General features: G+C 73.5%; 18 protein-coding genes. 13 read left to right on the plus strand and 5 right to left on the minus strand.

Annotated features, from left to right (window positions below; all coding sequences use genetic code 11):
• Positions 1–19: 19 nt before the first annotated feature.
• The 6 genes from Q6347_RS01720 to Q6347_RS01745 all read left to right on the plus strand — a co-directional run bounded on the left by Q6347_RS01720 (position 20) and on the right by Q6347_RS01745 (position 6174).
• Positions 20–1273 (plus strand): D-arabinono-1,4-lactone oxidase, encoded by a 1254-nt coding sequence (locus tag Q6347_RS01720; RefSeq protein ID WP_304606481.1) that lies wholly within the window; start codon positions 20–22, stop codon positions 1271–1273.
• Positions 1274–1383: 110 nt separating this feature from the next.
• The gene (locus tag Q6347_RS01725) at positions 1384–2958 is read left to right on the plus strand and encodes a sodium-dependent transporter (protein ID WP_304602914.1); all 1575 of its coding nucleotides are present in this window, start codon (positions 1384–1386) and stop codon (positions 2956–2958) included.
• On the plus strand, positions 2955–3122 hold the full coding sequence (locus Q6347_RS01730) for a methionine/alanine import family NSS transporter small subunit (protein ID WP_171246766.1): 168 nt from the start codon (positions 2955–2957) through the stop codon (positions 3120–3122). Before Q6347_RS01725 ends, Q6347_RS01730 begins: the two co-directional genes overlap by 4 nt.
• Positions 3123–3434: 312 nt before the next feature.
• Positions 3435–4373, plus strand: a complete 939-nt coding sequence (locus tag Q6347_RS01735) for an ABC transporter substrate-binding protein (protein ID WP_304606482.1) — start codon at positions 3435–3437, stop codon at positions 4371–4373.
• Positions 4373–5389 (plus strand): amino acid ABC transporter permease, encoded by a 1017-nt coding sequence (locus Q6347_RS01740; protein WP_304606483.1) that lies wholly within the window; start codon positions 4373–4375, stop codon positions 5387–5389. Before Q6347_RS01735 ends, Q6347_RS01740 begins: the two co-directional genes overlap by 1 nt.
• Entirely contained in the window at positions 5386–6174 is a 789-nt protein-coding gene (locus tag Q6347_RS01745; protein ID WP_304602911.1) for an amino acid ABC transporter ATP-binding protein, read from the plus strand. Before Q6347_RS01740 ends, Q6347_RS01745 begins: the two co-directional genes overlap by 4 nt.
• A gap of 8 nt (positions 6175–6182) precedes the next feature.
• Here the strand turns inward: Q6347_RS01745 and Q6347_RS01750 are convergent, their stop codons facing one another.
• The gene (locus tag Q6347_RS01750; RefSeq protein WP_304606484.1) at positions 6183–6959 is read right to left on the minus strand and encodes a hypothetical protein; all 777 of its coding nucleotides are present in this window, start codon (positions 6957–6959) and stop codon (positions 6183–6185) included.
• A 157-nt stretch (positions 6960–7116) separates the two neighbouring features.
• Between Q6347_RS01750 and Q6347_RS01755 the strand changes: the two genes are divergently transcribed.
• Together Q6347_RS01755 and Q6347_RS01760 are read left to right on the plus strand one after the other, a co-directional pair.
• Positions 7117–7653, plus strand: coding sequence for an RNA polymerase sigma factor (locus Q6347_RS01755; protein ID WP_304606485.1), 537 nt, complete (start codon positions 7117–7119; stop codon positions 7651–7653).
• On the plus strand, positions 7650–8459 hold the full coding sequence (locus Q6347_RS01760; RefSeq protein WP_304606486.1) for a hypothetical protein: 810 nt from the start codon (positions 7650–7652) through the stop codon (positions 8457–8459). Before Q6347_RS01755 ends, Q6347_RS01760 begins: the two co-directional genes overlap by 4 nt.
• On the opposite strand, the gene Q6347_RS01765 is transcribed toward Q6347_RS01760, so the two are convergent.
• The 3 genes from Q6347_RS01765 to Q6347_RS01775 all read right to left on the minus strand — a co-directional run bounded on the left by Q6347_RS01765 (position 8443) and on the right by Q6347_RS01775 (position 11029).
• Entirely contained in the window at positions 8443–9447 is a 1005-nt protein-coding gene (locus Q6347_RS01765) for a cell wall metabolism sensor histidine kinase WalK (protein WP_304606487.1), read from the minus strand. The genes Q6347_RS01760 and Q6347_RS01765 overlap by 17 nt on opposite strands.
• Complete coding sequence (locus Q6347_RS01770) at positions 9444–10214, minus strand: response regulator transcription factor (RefSeq protein ID WP_304606488.1); 771 nt, start codon at positions 10212–10214, stop codon at positions 9444–9446. The genes Q6347_RS01765 and Q6347_RS01770 overlap by 4 nt, the downstream gene beginning before the upstream one ends.
• A gap of 110 nt (positions 10215–10324) precedes the next feature.
• Positions 10325–11029 (minus strand): hypothetical protein, encoded by a 705-nt coding sequence (locus Q6347_RS01775; protein ID WP_304606489.1) that lies wholly within the window; start codon positions 11027–11029, stop codon positions 10325–10327.
• A 204-nt stretch (positions 11030–11233) separates the two neighbouring features.
• Between Q6347_RS01775 and Q6347_RS01780 the strand changes: the two genes are divergently transcribed.
• From Q6347_RS01780 to Q6347_RS01800, 5 genes are all read left to right on the plus strand, one after another.
• Positions 11234–11689, plus strand: a complete 456-nt coding sequence (locus Q6347_RS01780; protein WP_304602905.1) for a hypothetical protein — start codon at positions 11234–11236, stop codon at positions 11687–11689.
• Between the two features lie 163 nt (positions 11690–11852).
• Positions 11853–12455 carry a SigE family RNA polymerase sigma factor gene (locus tag Q6347_RS01785; protein ID WP_304602904.1) on the plus strand — a complete coding sequence of 201 codons (603 nt, stop codon included), beginning with the start codon at positions 11853–11855 and terminating at the stop codon, positions 12453–12455.
• Positions 12452–13660 (plus strand): hypothetical protein, encoded by a 1209-nt coding sequence (locus tag Q6347_RS01790; protein ID WP_304606490.1) that lies wholly within the window; start codon positions 12452–12454, stop codon positions 13658–13660. Before Q6347_RS01785 ends, Q6347_RS01790 begins: the two co-directional genes overlap by 4 nt.
• A gap of 79 nt (positions 13661–13739) precedes the next feature.
• Positions 13740–14357, plus strand: a complete 618-nt coding sequence (locus Q6347_RS01795) for a SigE family RNA polymerase sigma factor (protein ID WP_304602902.1) — start codon at positions 13740–13742, stop codon at positions 14355–14357.
• Positions 14354–15259 (plus strand): hypothetical protein, encoded by a 906-nt coding sequence (locus Q6347_RS01800; protein ID WP_304606491.1) that lies wholly within the window; start codon positions 14354–14356, stop codon positions 15257–15259. The genes Q6347_RS01795 and Q6347_RS01800 overlap by 4 nt, the downstream gene beginning before the upstream one ends.
• Positions 15260–15262: 3 nt before the next feature.
• Here the strand turns inward: Q6347_RS01800 and Q6347_RS01805 are convergent, their stop codons facing one another.
• Positions 15263–15967, minus strand: a complete 705-nt coding sequence (locus tag Q6347_RS01805) for an excalibur calcium-binding domain-containing protein (RefSeq protein ID WP_304606492.1) — start codon at positions 15965–15967, stop codon at positions 15263–15265.
• Positions 15968–16297: the final 330 nt, after the last annotated feature.

Here is a 16297-nt window from a genome sequence, read left to right on the forward strand (position 1 = left end):
CCGTGGCACGCTGGGCCGCATGCGGAACTGGGCCGGGAACATCGACTACGCCGCACGGGATCTCGTGCGCCCGACCTCCCTGGAGGAGCTCGCCGACCGGCTCGTCGTCGGCGGCCCGGTCCGCGCGCTGGGATCACGCCACTCCTTCAACGACCTCGCGGACACCACGGGCACCCACGTCCAGGTCGACCGCCTCGACGACGGCCGCCCGGCCGTCGACCTGGACCCGGGGACCGGTGTCGTGTCGGTCAACGCGGGGATGCGGTACGGGGAGGTGTCGCAGGTGCTCTACGCCCACGGACGGGCGCTGACCCAGCTCGCGTCGCTGCCGCACCTCTCCGTCGCCGGGGCGGTCGCGACCGCCACCCACGGCTCGGGCGACACCAACCGGTCCCTCGCGGGCGCCGTCGTCGCGCTCGAGCTCATGACCACGGCCGGCGAGCTGCGCCGGATCACGCGGGAGACCGACCCGGAGGTGTTCGCCGGGACCGTGGTGTCGTTGGGGGTGCTCGGCATCGTCACCCGGATCGAGCTAACCACCGTGCCCGCGTTCCAGGTGCGGCAGGACGTCGCGCTGGACCTCTCGTGGGACGCCGTGCTCGACCGGTTCGACGACGTCACGGGTTCGGCGTACTCCGTCAGCCTCTTCACGCGGTGGGACGAGCCGACGATCCGCACGGCCTGGTTCAAGTCGGTGGTGTCCGAGGGGCGGGGTCACCGTCCCGACGCCCTGCCCGACCTGCACTGGGCCGAGCACGACGTGCACCCGGTGCCCGGGGTGGACCCGGGTGCCTGCACCGCGCAGCACGGTGTCCCCGGCCCCTCCCACGAGCGCCTGAGCCACTTCCGGCTCGACCACACCCCGTCCGTGGGGGAGGAGCTGCAGAGCGAGTACCTGCTGCCCCGGAAGCACGCGGTGAAGGCCGTGGAGGCGATGCGGGGCCTGGGCAGCGTGGTGGCGCCCCTGCTCATGACCGGTGAGGTCCGCACCGTGGCCGCCGACGACCTGTGGCTGAGCCCCTTCGCCGAGGACTCGATCGGGCTGCACTTCACCTGGCTCCCCCGGGCGCCCGAGGTCGCCAGGGTGCTGCCCCTGATCGAGGAGACCCTCGCCCCGTTCGGTGCGCGGCCGCACTGGGGCAAGGTGTTCACCGCCGACCCCGTGGCGGTGCGCGCCGCCTACCCCCGGTTCGACGAGTTCCGGGTGCTGGCCGACCGGCTGGACCCGGAGGGCCGCCTGCGGGGCGGGTACGTCGCCCGACTGCTTGGCTGACCGGCGGCTTCGTCCCGGTGCTCGACATGCCGGTCGAGGGAATGTGCCCGATGATCACCAGGAGAGACCGGTTTGACGACGCGGCGACCAGCGCGGAAGGTGTGTGACCCGTGAGTGCTGACAACCAGACCGCCCCGCGGGAGCAGTTCACCGGACAGGTAGGTTTCATCCTGTCGGCGATCGGCTCCGCCGTGGGGCTCGGCAACATCTGGCGGTTCCCCGGCGTGGCGTACGAGAACGGTGGTGGCGCGTTCCTCGTGCCCTACCTCATCGCGCTGCTGACGGCGGGCATCCCGATCCTGTTCCTCGACTACGCGATCGGTCACCGGTTCCGCGGCGGCGCCCCGCAGGCGTTCCGGCGGATCAAGGGCTGGCTCGAGTCGCTCGGCTGGTTCCAGGTGATGATCTGCATCGTCATCGCGGTCTACTACGCGGCGGTGGTCGCCTGGGCGGCCAGCTTCTTCGTCTACTCCTTCGGTCTCGACTGGGGTGACGACCCGCAGGCCTTCTTCTTCGGGGAGCACCTCCAGCTCGCCGACGTCGGCGGTGCCGACCCGTGGCTCACCTTCGACTTCGTGGCCGCCGTCCTGATCCCGCTCGTGCTGGTGTGGGTCGTGGTCATCGCGGTGCTGGCCGCCGGTGTCGTCAAGGGTGTCCAGCGGGCGAACATCGTCTTCATCCCGCTGCTGCTGGTGGCCTTCGGCGCCCTGGTGGTCCGCGCGCTGACCCTCGACGGGGCCGCGGAAGGGCTGAACGCGCTCTTCACCCCGCAGTGGGACGCGCTGGGCGACCCGGACGTGTGGATCGCCGCCTACGGTCAGATCTTCTTCTCGCTGTCCGTGGCGTTCGGCATCATGATCACCTACGCCTCGTACCGGCGTCGTCGGTCCAACATGACCGGCCCCGGCCTGGTGGTCGCGTTCTCCAACTCCGGCTTCGAGATGCTGGCCGGGCTCGGCGTCTTCTCCGCCCTCGGGTTCCTGGCCCTGGAGCAGGGCGTCGGCGTCGGTGAGCTCGGCATCGCGGGCGTCGGGCTCGCGTTCGTCACGTTCCCGGCGATCGTCTCCGAGATGCCGGCCGGTGCCCTGTTCGGCGCGCTCTTCTTCGGCTCGCTGGTGATGGCCGGGTTCACGTCGCTGGTCTCGATCCTGCAGGTCGTCTCCGCGGCGCTGCAGGAGAAGTTCGCCCTGTCGCGCACGGCGGCGGTGCTGTGGCTCGGTGGCGTGCTGGGTACGGTCTCGGTGGTCGGCTTCAGCACCACGACGGGCCTGATCCTGCTCGACACCGTCGACTACTGGGTCAACAACATGGGCATCGTCGCCTCGGCGATCCTCATGTGCGTCTTCGTGGTGTGGGTCTACCGCCGGGCCCCCGAGCTGCGCTACCACCTCAACGCCGTCTCGACGACGCAGCTCGGCGCGTGGTGGTACGCCTGCGTCGGCGCCATCATCCCGGTGATGCTCGCGATCATGCTCGTGCAGACGATCCTGATCCGGATCGACGAGCCCTACGGGGACTACGATGAGACGTATCTGCTCTATGCAGGGTGGGGCACCGTGGCGTTGCTGGTCGTCGGTGCGATCGTCTTCTGGGCGTTCCGCTGGCGCGGGCCGGACCTGCCCCGGGCCTGGCCGCCGTACCCGCCGGTCGAGGACCCCGCCGTGCGGAAGGAGGCCTCGCGATGAGCACCACCGCGATCATCATGATGGTCGTCGCCCTGCTGGTGGTCTGGGGCGGACTGACCCTCGCCATCATGGCGCTGCGCTCCAAGCCGGAGCGGACCGACTTCCCGCCCGGTGGTGTCGACGACCACCGCGAGGACATGGGGATCATCGAGCACGACACGTAGGTCTCTCTCGCTCCTGACGAGGTCCGGGTCCTTCCGTGGCGCCGTCGCGCTCACGGGCGCTGCGCGCCCTGCGCTTCCCGTCTGACGACGGCGCCACGGAAGGACCCGGACCTTTGTCGTGCCCCGTGCCGGCTCGCTCCTCGGGCGCGACCCGGCACGGCGCCCGGGGGGTGGGGGAGCGGTGGCGTGACGGACGTCATGGTGCCGTGGTTTGAGGATCTATGGAATAGGTATGCATACTGCTGCATAAGCGCTCCGCGGCTTTGACCGGGCGGGAGCGTCGTCCTCCTCCACGCGATCCCTGGAGCCGTCATGCGCGCCCGCACCGCCCTGCCCCTGTCCGCCGTCGCCGCCGTCGCGCTGCTCGCCGGCTGCACCACCGCGTCCGAGGACCTCGCCGCCCCCGCCGGTGGCGGCGCCTCCGCGGACGCGTCGGACGCACCGACGGCCCCGGCGTTCGACGCCTCGACGCTCGAGGCCGACCCGGAGCTCGTCGCGCTCGTCCCCGAGGACGTCGCCGAGGACGGCGTGCTCACCGTGGGCGCCGAGCTGTCCTACGCCCCGGCCGAGTTCCTCGCCCCCGACGGCGTCACCCCGGTCGGGTTCGACGTCGACATCGCCCACGCGGTGGCGGCCACCCTGGGACTCGAGGCCGAGGTCGAGCCGTCCACCTTCGACGCGATCATCCCGGCCGTCGGCACCAAGTACGACGTCGGCATCTCCGGGTTCACCATCGACGCCGAGCGGCTGCAGGTCGCCCACATGGTCAGCTACTTCGACGCCGGCTCTCAGCTCGCGGTCGCCGCCGGCAACCCGGACGGCGTCGACGCCGGCGACCTGTGCGGCACCACCGTGGGCGTGCAGACCGGCACCGTCCAGCAGGGTGCTCTCGACGAGGCGTCCGCGGACTGCGAGGCCGACGGCGCCGACCCCGTCGAGGTGCTGCCCTACGACTCCCAGGCCGACGTCACCACCAACCTCGTCGGCGGCAAGGTGCAGGCCATGTACGCCGACTCCCCGGTGACGGCGTACGCGGTCGAGCAGACCGGGGGCGCGGTCGAGACCCTCGGCGACATCACGGACGCCGCGCCGTACGGCGTCGTCGTCGCCCAGGACGACGACGCGCTCGCCGAGGCCGTCCAGGGCGCCCTGCAGCAGCTCATGGACGACGGCACCCTGACCGAGATCCTCGACGGCTGGGGCAACGCCGAGGGCGCGCTCTCCACCGCCGAGCTCGACCCCTCCGTCTGATGGCGCTCACCACCGCCTCGGGAACCGCCGTCGGTGGGCCCCCGACCGACCTGCCCGAGCCCCTGAACGCCCGCCCGGTCCCGCGCCCGGGGCGCTGGCTGTCCGCCGCCGTGATGCTCGTGCTCGCCGCGATGGTGGTGCACGCGCTGGTCACCAACCCGAACTTCCGCTGGGACACGGTCTGGCTGTACCTGCGCGACGTCAACGTGGTGCGCGGCGTCGGCTGGACGCTCGTGCTCACCTTCGGGTCCATGGCCATCGCCGTCGTGCTCGCCGTGCTCCTGGCGATCATGCGGCGCAGCGACAACCCGGTGATGCGGTCGGTCTCCTGGGCCTACATCTGGTTCTTCCGCGGCACCCCGATCTACACCCAGCTCGTGTTCTGGGGACTGATCTCGGTGCTGTACCCACGGCTCAGCCTCGGCATCCCGTTCGGGCCGGAGTTCTTCGTGTTCGACACCCGCGACGTCATCACGGCGTTCTGGGCGGCGCTCGTCGGGCTCGCCCTCAACGAGGCCGCCTACCTCGCCGAGATCGTCCGCGCCGGGCTCGGCTCCGTCGACCCCGGCCAGGCGCAGGCCGCCCGCGCCCTGGGGATGACCGAGCCGCGCATCCTGCGCCGCATCGTGCTGCCGCAGGCCATGCGCGTCATCGTGCCGCCCACGGGGAACGAGACCATCTCCATGCTCAAGACGACCTCGCTGGTCGTCGCCGTGCCGTTCACCCTGGAGATCACCTACGCCACCTCCGCGATCGGGACCCGCACGTTCCAGCCCATCCCGCTGCTCATCGTGGCGGCGCTGTGGTACCTGCTCATCACCTCGGTGCTCATGGTCGGCCAGTCCGCCGTCGAGCGGTACTACGGGCGGGGGTTCGACGGCGGCGCCACCGGCGGCCGGCGCGGTCGCCGGTCCGGACCCGGCTCCGGACGCGGCCCGCGACGCCTGAGCCGGCAGGCGGCGATCCGCGGTGCCGGCACGACCACCGACGACCCCTTCGCGGAGGTGACCCCATGACCGCCACGACGACCCCCATGGTCGAGGCCCGGGACGTGCACAAGGTCTTCGGCCACGGCGACCAGGCGCTGCACGTGCTGCGCGGCGTCGACCTGGTGGTGCCGCCGGGCTCGGTGACCGTCGTCCTCGGACCGTCCGGTTCCGGCAAGTCCACCCTGCTGCGCTGCCTCAACGAGCTCGAGCAGATCACCGCCGGGTCGGTGCACGTCGACGGTGAGCTGCTCGGTTACCGGCACGACGCCCGGGGCGTCCTGCACCGGTTGCACCCGCGCCGGATCGCCGCCCAGCGCTCGCGGATCGGGATGGTGTTCCAGCGGTTCCACCTGTTCGGCCACCTGACGGCGCTGGAGAACGTCGCCGAGGCACCCGTGCAGGTCCGCGGGCTGTCGAAGGCCGCGGCTCGGGAGCGTGCCGTCGAGCTGCTGGACCGGGTCGGGCTCGCCGACCGGGTCGACCACTACCCGGCCCAGCTCTCCGGTGGCCAGCAGCAGCGCGTCGCCATCGCCCGCGCGCTGGCGATGGACCCCGAGCTCATGCTCTTCGACGAGCCCACCTCCGCGCTCGACCCGGAGCTGGTCGGCGAGGTGCTGGCCGTCATGCAGGACCTCGCCCGGTCCGGCATGACGATGGTCGTGGTCACCCACGAGATCGGGTTCGCCCGCGAGGTCGCCGACCACGTCGTGTTCATGGACGACGGCGTGGTGGTGGAGCAGGGTCCGCCCGCCCAGGTGCTCGACGCACCGACCGAGCCGCGGCTGCAGGAGTTCCTCGCGCACGTCCTGTGAGCCGCGGCTCAGAGCCTCGAGCAGGTGCTGCCCCAGTCGGTGTGCCCGTGCCACACCTTCTTCCAGATGTGCGCCGAGTAGCCCGAGTACGTCGTGCGCGTCTTGGAGATGCTGCGCGTCATCCCGCTGCTCCACGTGCGCGACGGGCCTGTGAGCCAGGTGCTGCCGCGGTAGCAGCTCGAGGCCGACGTCGAGATCTGGTAGATCCGCAGGAACCCCGAGACGCTGCCCGATCCGCGGTACTTCCACGAGGAGTAGATCCGCCCGCTGGACTTGTAGATGCAGATCGTGCCGGGACCCTTCGTGCTGTCGCAGTCGCTGCCGGACCCGATCGCGGTCGTGCTCGCCGTGCCGTCGGTCTCGAGCGTCATCCCGCCCGACGCGGTCGGGCCCTCGCAGGTCTCCACCATCTCGACCCGGTGCGTGACCAGGTCGGCGGGGGCGCCCATCGCCTCGTTGTAGGCGGGATCGACCTCGTCGGCGATCGAGACCTCCACCAGTTCGCACCCGCGGGCGGCCGAGTCGGCCTTCCAGTCCGTGGCCTCGGCCTCGGCCCGCTCCGCGGCGGCCCAGGCGACCCACTCGGCCTCCGGGCTGCCGGGCTCGGGCACGCCGGGGAGGTTCCCCGCGGGCAGGTTCCCGCCGTCGGACGAACCCTCGCCGATCGTGCCGACCGGCTCGCCGATGTCGGCCGTCGCCGGAGCCGTGCCGACCACGCCCGTCCCCAGGGCCAGCACCGTCACGCCGACGCCGGTGGCCACGGTCCGGGAAAGTCTCGTGCGCATCCTGACGCTCCTCACGTCGTCGTCGAGGACGCGCGTCGGCGTCCGCGGTCCTGCACGAGGGTAGCGAGCCCATCGATCAGGGCAACCGTCTCCCAGTACGGTGGAGCAGCACCGGCCCTGCCGGCCATGAAGGGGACGAGGGATCGGGAGGACGAGCGTGGACGACGCCGCGGCCCGCGAGCGCCTGACGCGCCTGTGGGTGGACCATCGCGAGCAGGTGGTGCGGTTCGTCGCGCGTCGTGCCGCGCCGGCGATCGTCGACGACGTCGTCTCGGAGACCTACCTGGTCGCCTGGCGGAGGGTGGAGGACGTGCCGACCGCGGCGCGCGCGTGGCTCTTCGGCGTCGCGCGCAAGGTCCTGTCCACCCAGGTGCGCACGCAGGGCCGCTGGCAGGCCCTCGGGGTGCGGCTGGAGCGGGAGCCGACGGCGCAGGCCCGAGGTGCGGACGACGCCGCGGCCGAGCGCGCCGACCTGCGCCGCGCCTGGGACCTGCTCGGCGACGCCGACCGGGAGGTCCTGGCGCTCGTGGCGTGGGACGGGCTGTCCGCCCGCGAGGCCGCCCAGGTGCTGGAGTGCCGTCCGTCCACCTTCTCGGTGCGGCTCACCCGGGCCCGCAAGCGGCTGCTGGCGTACTCCGAGGTGCCCCGCGACACCGCGACCGTGCTGCGCAGGCTGCAGGAGGAGAGGCCATGAGGTCACCGCTGCTGGACGACCTGGGCGGTCTGGACCCGGCACGGCACCTGCGTGCCCCGGGGCACCCGGACGACCCTGACCTGGCGCGGGTGCTGGCCACGGACCGGACCGTGCCGGACCGCTACCTCGCCCCGGCGCGGCGCTCGCGGGCCGGGGTGGCGACCGGTGTGTTCGCGGGGGCCGTGGCTGCCGTGGCGGCCGGGGTCGTGGTGTCGACGACGCTCGGCGGCCCGGAGGCGTACGCGTCGTGGACGCCGACGCCGCAGGTCGTCGACCCCGCCGCCGCGGCGCAGGACGCCGCCTCCTGCCCGACGGCGGCCCACGCCATCGACGAGGACGCGGCCGGCGAGGGGTCGCCGATCACCGAGATCCCGGTGGACCCGGTGCTCGCCGAGGTGCGTGGCGACTACACGTACGTGCTGCTGTCCGGGGACGGGGCGCTCGCGGAGTGCTTCGTGACGACGACCGACGGGGACCCGCAGGTGTACACCTCGGAGTCCGTCGGTGCCGAGCAGGTGCCGGAGCCGGCGCCGAGCGGTCTCGTGGTCGCGGAGTCCGGCACGGCGTCCTGGTCGGACGGCCCGAGCGGTGAGGGCGCGGTGACCGCCGCGTTCGGCCGGGTCGGGGACGAGGTCGAGGCCGTCACGGTGGCCACGGCCGACGGCGAGCAGGTCGCGGCGTCGATGGACGACGGCTGGTTCGCGCTGTGGGCGCCGGGAGAGGAGTCGTTCTCGGCCCTCGCGCAGGTCACCTACGTCGACGGGTCGACGGAGGAGGTCCCCCTGGAGGTCACCCCGGCAGGGTGAGCGTGAAGCGGCAGCCGCGGCCGTCGTCGACGTTCTCGACCGTGACGGCGCCGCCGTGCGCCTCGGCGACCGAGCGCACGATCGACAGGCCGATGCCGGCGCCGCCGGACCCCGGGGTGCGGGCCGCGGTACCGCGCCAGCCGGCCTCGAACACGCGGGGCAGGTCCGCCGCGGGGATGCCCCCGCAGCCGTCGGTGACGTGCACGACGGCGGCCGACCCGTGGTCGTCCTCGACCTGGACGCACACGGTGCCCCCGGCCGGGGTGTGCCGCACCGCGTTGGACACCAGGTTGCCCACCGCCCGGGCGACCTCCCGGGCGTCCACGGGGACGACGACGGGCACGGTCACCTCACCCGTGAGCCGCACGCCGGCGGCCGCGGCGGCGGGGCCGGCGGCGGCCAGCGCGTCCGAGGCGAGGTCCCCGACGTCCGTGGGCTCGCGGTTCAGCTCGAAACCCGGTGACTGCAGCCGGGACAGCGCCAGCAGGTCGTCGACCATGTCGCTCATGCGACGGTTCTCCGCGAGGATGCCGGCCGCCGCGTCCGCGGGGGTCGTCACCGCGTCCTCCATCGCCTCCGTCAGCACGCGGACGGCGGCCAGCGGCGTGCGCAGGTCGTGGGACACCCACGCGACGAGCTCGCGACGTCGGGCCTCGACCTCCCGGTCCCGGTCCCGGGCCGCCACGGCCTCGGCACGCTCCGTGGCGAGGTGGTGGGTGCGCCGGGCGAGCACCAGCCCGATGACGAGCGCCACGGGGACGGTGGCGAGCAGCAGCCACAGCACCGTCGTGGAGTCCTTCTCCGACAGGAACATCGCGCGGGCACTGGCGTAGACGCCGGCCGCGACCGACGCCACGACGACCAGCGGGGCGAGCGTCGCGGCGACGGACGGGCGGCGTCGTCCGAGCGCCAGCACGCCGGCCGCCCCGGCGAGCCCGACGACGGCAGCCACCCCGGCCGAGAGGCCGACCCCCTCCAGCGGGGTCACGTCGCGCCCTCCGCAGCGTCCGGGGGACGGGCGTCCCAGCGGTAGCCGACGCCGAACACGGTCACGAGCCGCGTGGGGGCGGACGGATCGGCCTCGACCTTCTCCCGCAGCCGCCGCACGTGCACCGTCACGGTGGACCGGTCGCCGTACTCCCAGCCCCACACCTCGCGCAGCAGCGTCTCGCGGTCGTGCACCTGGCCGGGGTGCGCGAGGAACCAGACCAGCAGGTCGAACTCGCGGGCGGTCAGCGCCAGCTCCGAGCCGCCGCGCAGCACCCGGTGGGCGGCGACGTCGACGGTCAGGTCGCCGTCGCGCAGGGTTCCCGACGGCGGTGCGGACGTGGGCGACGGTCCGTCCTGCGCGGCTGGGCTCTCGCCGGCCGGGGCGGCGCCGTCGGCCGGGGTGCCCGCCCGCCGCAGCACGGACTGCACGCGCAGGGTCAGCTCGCGCGGGCTGAACGGTTTGGTCACGTAGTCGTCCGCCCCGACCTCGAGGCCGGTGATGCGGTCGTCCTCCTCGCCGCGGGCGGTCAGCATGAGCACCGGCAGGCGGGGCCGGTCCGCGCGCAGCCGCCGGCACACCTCGATCCCGTCCAGCCCGGGCAGCATGAGGTCGAGGACGACGGCGTCCGGCGGCCGCTCGTGGGCGGCGACGAGGGCGTCGACGCCGTCGGTCACGTGCTCGGCCGCCATGCCGGCGCGCTCGAGGTAGGCGACCACCACGTCGGCGACGGTGGTGTCGTCGTCGACCACGAGGACCCGGACCATGCAGTCAGCCTAGGCCCGTGCGTGGGCGCCACGCGGCGCTGAGCAGGCATGTCAGGGACCTGTCAGGAGTCCGTAAGACGCTCGTGAGACCCGGTACAGCACACGACTGTTCAGTCGTTCGCCACCGAGACCTCCGCCGCGACGCCGGCTGCGCGGTCGAGGTCGTCGATCGTCGTCCCGGCCCCGAGCAGGTCGTCGGCGTCGCCGCGCGTCCCGGCCGCCGCGACGACCGGCAGCTCGAGGACACCGCTCGATCCGTCGACGGTGGCGACGAGGGCACCGTCGAGGGCGATCCTCCAGTCCCCGTCGCCCTCGGGGAGCTCGGCGAGGAAGACGACGCTCGGCCCCAGGTCGAGCAGGCCCTGCGCGACCGCTTCGGCATCGTCGGAGCCGTCGACCACGACCTGGACCGAGAGGGAGTCCCCCGGCCCGGGAGCGGGTACCTGATCGGCGACGTCGATCGTCCGGTCGACCTCGAACGTCGTCCGCAGGGTGCGCGTGTCAGCCTCGGCGTCCCACGGCACCTCGTCGCCGTCGTCCGTGCTCCAGTCCATGGCACGGCCGTTCTCCACGGCGGTGAACTCCCCGGAGACGACGACCGCGGAGAACCTGAAGTCGTGATCCAGGCCGGTGTCGACGTAGGCCTTCGAGGGCATCGCCGCCACGAGGTCCTCCGGCAGGAAGGCCGACGAGCTGGTGTCGCCGAAGGCGCGACCCGCGAGCGCCTCGCTCCAGGCGGAGTCGCTGCTCCCGACGCATCCGGCCAGCGGCAGGAGCGTGACGAGGACGGCCGGGACGAGGGCTCTGCGCGGCATCGGTGCCCGTCCTCTCCTCGGTGCTCGGGACGCTAGCAGCGCCGGGAGCACCAGGCACCCGGTCGGCCGAGGGACGAGCTCCCGAGCGTGTCACGACCCCGTGAGCAGCCCGTAAGGCCCTCGTCATGGACCTGCGCGGCGCCGCGCGGTGGGCTGGACGCAGAGGGCCGGCCACCGGGGTTCGGTCCCGTGAGGAGGACGATCATGCACCGCAACCGCACTCTTGCCGTCGCCGGGTCGCTGGCGCTCGCCGCCGGCGCCGTCCTGGTCCCGGCCGTGGCCGCGCAGGCCGGGGTCACCCAGGGCACCGCGTTCTACGTCGACGGCGTCGCCTACCGCACCGTCGGGACGCCGAACGACCTGTCCGGCACGGGGGCGCCGGACCACTCGTTCGACACCATCTACGACCTGGGCGGCGCCCAGGCCAACGTCGCCGAGGCGGCCCCGGGCGACACCGACTACAACGGCGGCCGCTGGCAGGTCACCGCCGTGCTCTACGAGGACTTCGACGACGTCCTGGAGGCCGGCGACCTGAACGACGACGGCATGCTCGGGTCGGCGGAGGAGGTCGAGGCGGCCATCGACGCCGGAGCGGCCATGGACGGCGGGGTCGTCGCCTCGTTCACCTGCCCGGTGATCCCGTTCCCCGGCGGGCGCTGACCCGGGGCTGCTCGCCGGCGCGTCTGGTCGGCAGCTCGTGCTCGGCTCGGCAGCTCAGGCTGCCGATCACGGCACGAGCTGCCGACCAGATCTGTGAAGGGCGGAACCTTTCGCCATCGCTGCTGCGTCTACGGTGCATGGAGCCTCGGGAGCAGGAGCGTTGATGGGCGAGATGATCCAGGTCCCGATCGCCTCGCCGGGGACGACGGACACCGTCCGGGCACCGTCGACCGCGGTCCACGAGGAGGCCACGCCGACCACCGCGGTCGCCGAGTTCACCGCCTTCGCCCGTGCCCGGACCGCGGGGCTGTACCGCATCGCCTTCCTGCTCTGCGGGGACGAGCACCGGGCCCACGACCTCGTCCAGACGGCGCTGGAGCGCACCTATCGTGCCTGGCCGCGGATCAGCAGCGACCCGTTCGCCTACGCGCGGCGGGTCGTGGCGACCTCCCGGATCGACACGTGGCGCCGCACGCGCCGTGAGGTGCTGCGCGACCCGGCCCCCGGGACGTCGGACCTCGGCGCCTCCGAGCACGCCCCGGACCACGCCCGGCACGTCGCCGAGCGGGACCGGCTCGTGCGTGCCCTGCAGATGCTGCCCGAGACGCAGCGCCGCGTCGTCGTGCTGCGCCATCTGCTGGACCGGAGCGAGCAGCAGACCGCCGACGAGCTCAACCTGGCCCGCGGCACCGTGAAGTCCGCCGGGTCGCGCGGGCTGGCCGCCCTGCGGGCCGTGCTCACCACGACCACCGAGGAGGACGCGTGAACGCCCAGGACCCGCTGCTCGCGGAGCTGCGCGAGGCCGTCGACCACCTCGAGGTGCCACCCGGTCTCGACCCCGACCGGATGGCACGGCGCGCGGTGCGCCGTGTCCGCGCCCGCCGCGTCGTGCTCGCCGGAGGAACTGGCGCCCTGGCGCTCGTGCTCGCCGTCGGCGGGGTCCAGGCGTTGCCCGAGCTGGTCGACCGGCCCCTCACCGGTGCGGTGCTGCCCGGCGGTCCCGGGCCGAGCGAGACGGTCCCCCGGGCGGCCGACGGCGCGGCGGACCGGGTGCGGGTGTGGCTCGGGCCGGTGGTCGTGAGCCTGCCCGCGGACTGGGAGGCGGACGGCCCGGTCGTCCGTCGGGACAGGTTCTTCGAGGTCACCGGCCGGACCGGGGGGATCGCGGACCTGACGGTCAGCGTCGGGGCGACAGAGCGATCCGGGTACATCTTCTACTCCCAGAACCTCGGTTGGACGGTCGACGACCCGGGTGCCACGTTCCCCGACGTCCCCGGCGCGGGACTGACCGTCATGCGTGTGGTCGCCGGGTCCGGGGACACGCTCCGCGCCGTGCTCTCGGTGAGCACGGACGTCGGCGCGAAGTACGAGGTGATCATCGGCGACGTGCCGGACACGGCCGCCGGCCGCGACGTCCTGCAGGGTGTGGTGGACAACCTCTCGGTCGAACGGGAGATCCGGTCGTCGCAGAGCGTGCACACCCTCGACGCCGGGGCGGGACTCCCTGCCGGATGGCGCGAGATCGAGGCGGGCCGCCTGCGGCTCGGCGTCCCGGACGACTGGCAGGACGTCGGTCCGTGGACGGACGACCCCGGGTCGGTGATGGCCGTCAGCCCGGACGACGACGGGTTCGGGGTCGCCCCGGCCGTCGTCGCCGTCCGTCCGACACCGCCGTCCGCGGCCTGGATGGTCTCCGCGCCGCCGAAGCAGACGATGTACCTCCTCGAGGTCGACGGTGCCCGGCGGGTCGTGGTCACGCCGACGTCAGGATCCTGGTGGATCTGGGACACGGGCGACGGGGCCTCGGCGGAGGCCTATGGCCGCCAGGTCGAGGTCGAGGCTCAGGACGTCCGGATCGACGTCGAGCTCGACGTCGGCGAGCAGTACACGGTGCACCTGGAGCTGCCCACGGGAGAGGACGGTCAGGAGCTGCTGAACGGCATCCTGGGATCGCTGCGCGTGGCCGACTGACCGGTCGGAAGCGGTCGCGATCCGCGGAAGCGGTCGCGATCCGGTGGAACCTTGGGGCCGGCTGCTGCGTGTACCGATCATGACAGCCAGGAGAGCGGAGGGGACGGCGCCACCGGTGCGGGACTCCGCGCGGGCAGGTCGCGACACCGACGTCGAGGTGCGATTGACCCACGCGGACCGCAACGCCGAGTTCACCGCCTTCATGCGGGCGCACACCGACGTGCTGCACCGGATGGCGTACCTGCTGTGCGGAGACCGGCACCGCGCCGAGGAGCTCGTGCAGCAGACCTTCGAGCGCACCTACCGGCACTGGGGCCGTGCACGCGACGGTGACCCGTTGGCCTACGCCCGCCGGATCCTGGCCAACGTGCGGATCGACACCTGGCGGCGCACCCGCCGCGAGGTGTCCACCAGCCACGATGACCTGTCGGGCGCGCCGTCGTGGACGGGGCGGCCGCCGCCGGGCCGGGCCGAGACAGGCACGGTCGACGACCGGGACGCCGTCGTGCGGGCGTTGCTGCTCCTGCCCGTCAAGCAACGCCGTGTCGTGGTGATGCGCCACCTGCTCGAACTGTCCGAGGCCGAGGTCGCCGGCGAGCTCGGCCTCCCGACCGGCACCGTGAAGTCCACCGCATCCCGAGGGCTGCACCGCCTGCGCACACTGCTCGACCTCGACGGACTGAGGAGCGACCGATGAACGACGACGAACTGATCGACCGACTGCGCCGCACGACCGCCCAGGTCCCGCCGTCGCAGCTGGACCTCGAGGAGGTGCTGCGGTCGAGCCGGCGCAAGCGCCTGCGGTACCGGGCCACGCTCGCGGCCGGGTGCGTCGCGGCGGTGGCCGTGGTCGGGGCGGTCGTCCCGGCGGCGTCCGGCGCGCTGAGCGGCGTGTGGGACGGCGACGACGGCACCGCGGTGGCCGCGGGCCTCGCCGGGTGCGCTGAGGATGATCTCCGCGTCCGGGTGACGGCCACCGCCGAGGCCATGTTCATCACGTCGGTGCAGCCCGTCGTCGTCCCCGGCGGTGATGAACAGGGGAGACGGACGGGGGAGGCGCTGGCCGGCCGACCCGCTCCGGGGGTGCCGCGGGTGACGGTCGACGGCGCCGCCGACGCACCGACGACGGCGATCGTCGAGGCGGTGGCCGCGCACCACGCGGACATGGACCGTCGCGTGGCCGAGCGACGCGCGACGGAGGGTCTGCCGTCGACGGAACCGACGGCTCCGCCGGGCGAGGCGGAGGTCCCCGAGCAGCCGGGACGCCACCTCGTCTACACCACGGCAACCACCCGCCAGGCCTCCGGACGCGTCGGTTGCGGGACGGACGTCCGAGCCGAGCGTGCCTTCTACATGGCGGTCTCCGAACCGGAGGGGTCCGGCGTCGTCTCCTGCGCCGAGCCGGCCGAGGACCCCGTGGAGGCTCAGCTCAAGGTGACCTTCTGCGTCGAGGACCTGACGGACGACGAGCAGCGGATGCTGCCCGACCCCGACGAGCACGGCGAGCCGTCGTTCGAGGATGAGCTCGGACTGCGCACCCTGGCGCCGGCCGGCAGCCTCGACGCCTGGTGGGACGCCGTGGGCCGGCCGGCCGGCTGACGGCTACTCCCCCTCCTCGCAGGCGATGCCGTTGCCGTTGGGGTCGAGACCGCTGCGGTAGCCGGGCGAGCCCTGGTAGATCGGCGCGGCGCCGTCCTGACGGGCGGCGTCGCAGTTCCAGTACCACCACTGGCCGCCGCCGTCGTCGTCCCTCTTGTCGTTCCCCTGCTGCTGTTGCTGCTGCAGCTGCTGCTGCTGGGCGGCCTGGTCGTCGAGCTCGGCCTGTCGGCTGACCAGCTGCGACTCCTTCTCCGCGATCTCGGACTCGCGCTCCTTGAGGGATCTCTCCCGTGCCTCGAGCTCGGCGGCACGCTCGGAGAGCGCCGCCTTGTCCTCGGTGACCTCGGCCTCCAGCGCGGCGGCCTGCTCGACCTGCCGTTCGGCGTCGGCGATGGCCTGGCGGGCGTCACCGGTCTGCACCATCGAGAACATCACGCCGACGATGACCCCGAGGGCCAGGCAGGCGACGGCGACCCCCGCGACGAGCACGGTCGCCGGACGCTGCCGCCGACCGGCGCGTGCCTCGCCCCGGTTGGTGTCGTGGCCCGGTGCGTTCGGCGGCGCGGCGGCGGGCTGTTGCGGCGGGACCGGCGTCGTGGCGCGAGCGGTGGGGTGCGGGTCGTGCACCGGCCGCGCGGACCCGTGCGCCGAGGCCCGGGTGGCCGACGGTGCGGGCGGCGGACCGGCGTCGGGCCGCACGGGTGCCATGACCGTGGTCGCCCCCGGGTCGCCCGCACCCTGGGGCGGGGCGGAAGGCACGGCTGCGGCGCGCGTCGTCGCAGCAGGCGCAGGCGCAGGCGCAGGCGCAGGCTGGGGCGGGGGCGGGGAGTCCTCCACCCAGTACTGCCATCCCGGAGGCGCCGGGGGCCACGAGGGGTCGGGTGCCCAGTGCGCGTCTGGCCGGAACCCTGGGGGGACCTGCCAGCCGGGCGGGGGGTTGAATCGCACGGTCATGGGTCTCCTTCGGCGTCGTGCGGCCCCACTATGGCGGAAACATCCCCTTCAGGTCCATGTCGGCGGTCGCTGGTAGACCTGGGA

Source organism: Isoptericola sp. b408 (assembly GCF_030588085.1).
GTDB classification, from domain to species: domain Bacteria; phylum Actinomycetota; class Actinomycetes; order Actinomycetales; family Cellulomonadaceae; genus Isoptericola; species Isoptericola sediminis.

Coding starts and splice junctions, on each gene's coding strand:
- Q6347_RS01720 (WP_304606481.1), top strand. CDS start 20: ATGCGGAACTGGGCCGGGAACATCGACTACGCCGCACGGGATCTCGTG.
- Q6347_RS01730 (WP_171246766.1), top strand. CDS start 2,955: ATGAGCACCACCGCGATCATCATGATGGTCGTCGCCCTGCTGGTGGTC.
- Q6347_RS01735 (WP_304606482.1), top strand. CDS start 3,435: ATGCGCGCCCGCACCGCCCTGCCCCTGTCCGCCGTCGCCGCCGTCGCG.
- Q6347_RS01740 (WP_304606483.1), top strand. CDS start 4,373: ATGGCGCTCACCACCGCCTCGGGAACCGCCGTCGGTGGGCCCCCGACC.
- Q6347_RS01745 (WP_304602911.1), top strand. CDS start 5,386: ATGACCGCCACGACGACCCCCATGGTCGAGGCCCGGGACGTGCACAAG.
- Q6347_RS01750 (WP_304606484.1), bottom strand. CDS start 6,959: ATGCGCACGAGACTTTCCCGGACCGTGGCCACCGGCGTCGGCGTGACG.
- Q6347_RS01760 (WP_304606486.1), top strand. CDS start 7,650: ATGAGGTCACCGCTGCTGGACGACCTGGGCGGTCTGGACCCGGCACGG.
- Q6347_RS01770 (WP_304606488.1), bottom strand. CDS start 10,214: ATGGTCCGGGTCCTCGTGGTCGACGACGACACCACCGTCGCCGACGTG.
- Q6347_RS01775 (WP_304606489.1), bottom strand. CDS start 11,029: ATGCCGCGCAGAGCCCTCGTCCCGGCCGTCCTCGTCACGCTCCTGCCG.
- Q6347_RS01780 (WP_304602905.1), top strand. CDS start 11,234: ATGCACCGCAACCGCACTCTTGCCGTCGCCGGGTCGCTGGCGCTCGCC.
- Q6347_RS01785 (WP_304602904.1), top strand. CDS start 11,853: ATGGGCGAGATGATCCAGGTCCCGATCGCCTCGCCGGGGACGACGGAC.
- Q6347_RS01795 (WP_304602902.1), top strand. CDS start 13,740: ATGACAGCCAGGAGAGCGGAGGGGACGGCGCCACCGGTGCGGGACTCC.
- Q6347_RS01800 (WP_304606491.1), top strand. CDS start 14,354: ATGAACGACGACGAACTGATCGACCGACTGCGCCGCACGACCGCCCAG.
- Q6347_RS01805 (WP_304606492.1), bottom strand. CDS start 15,967: ATGGCACCCGTGCGGCCCGACGCCGGTCCGCCGCCCGCACCGTCGGCC.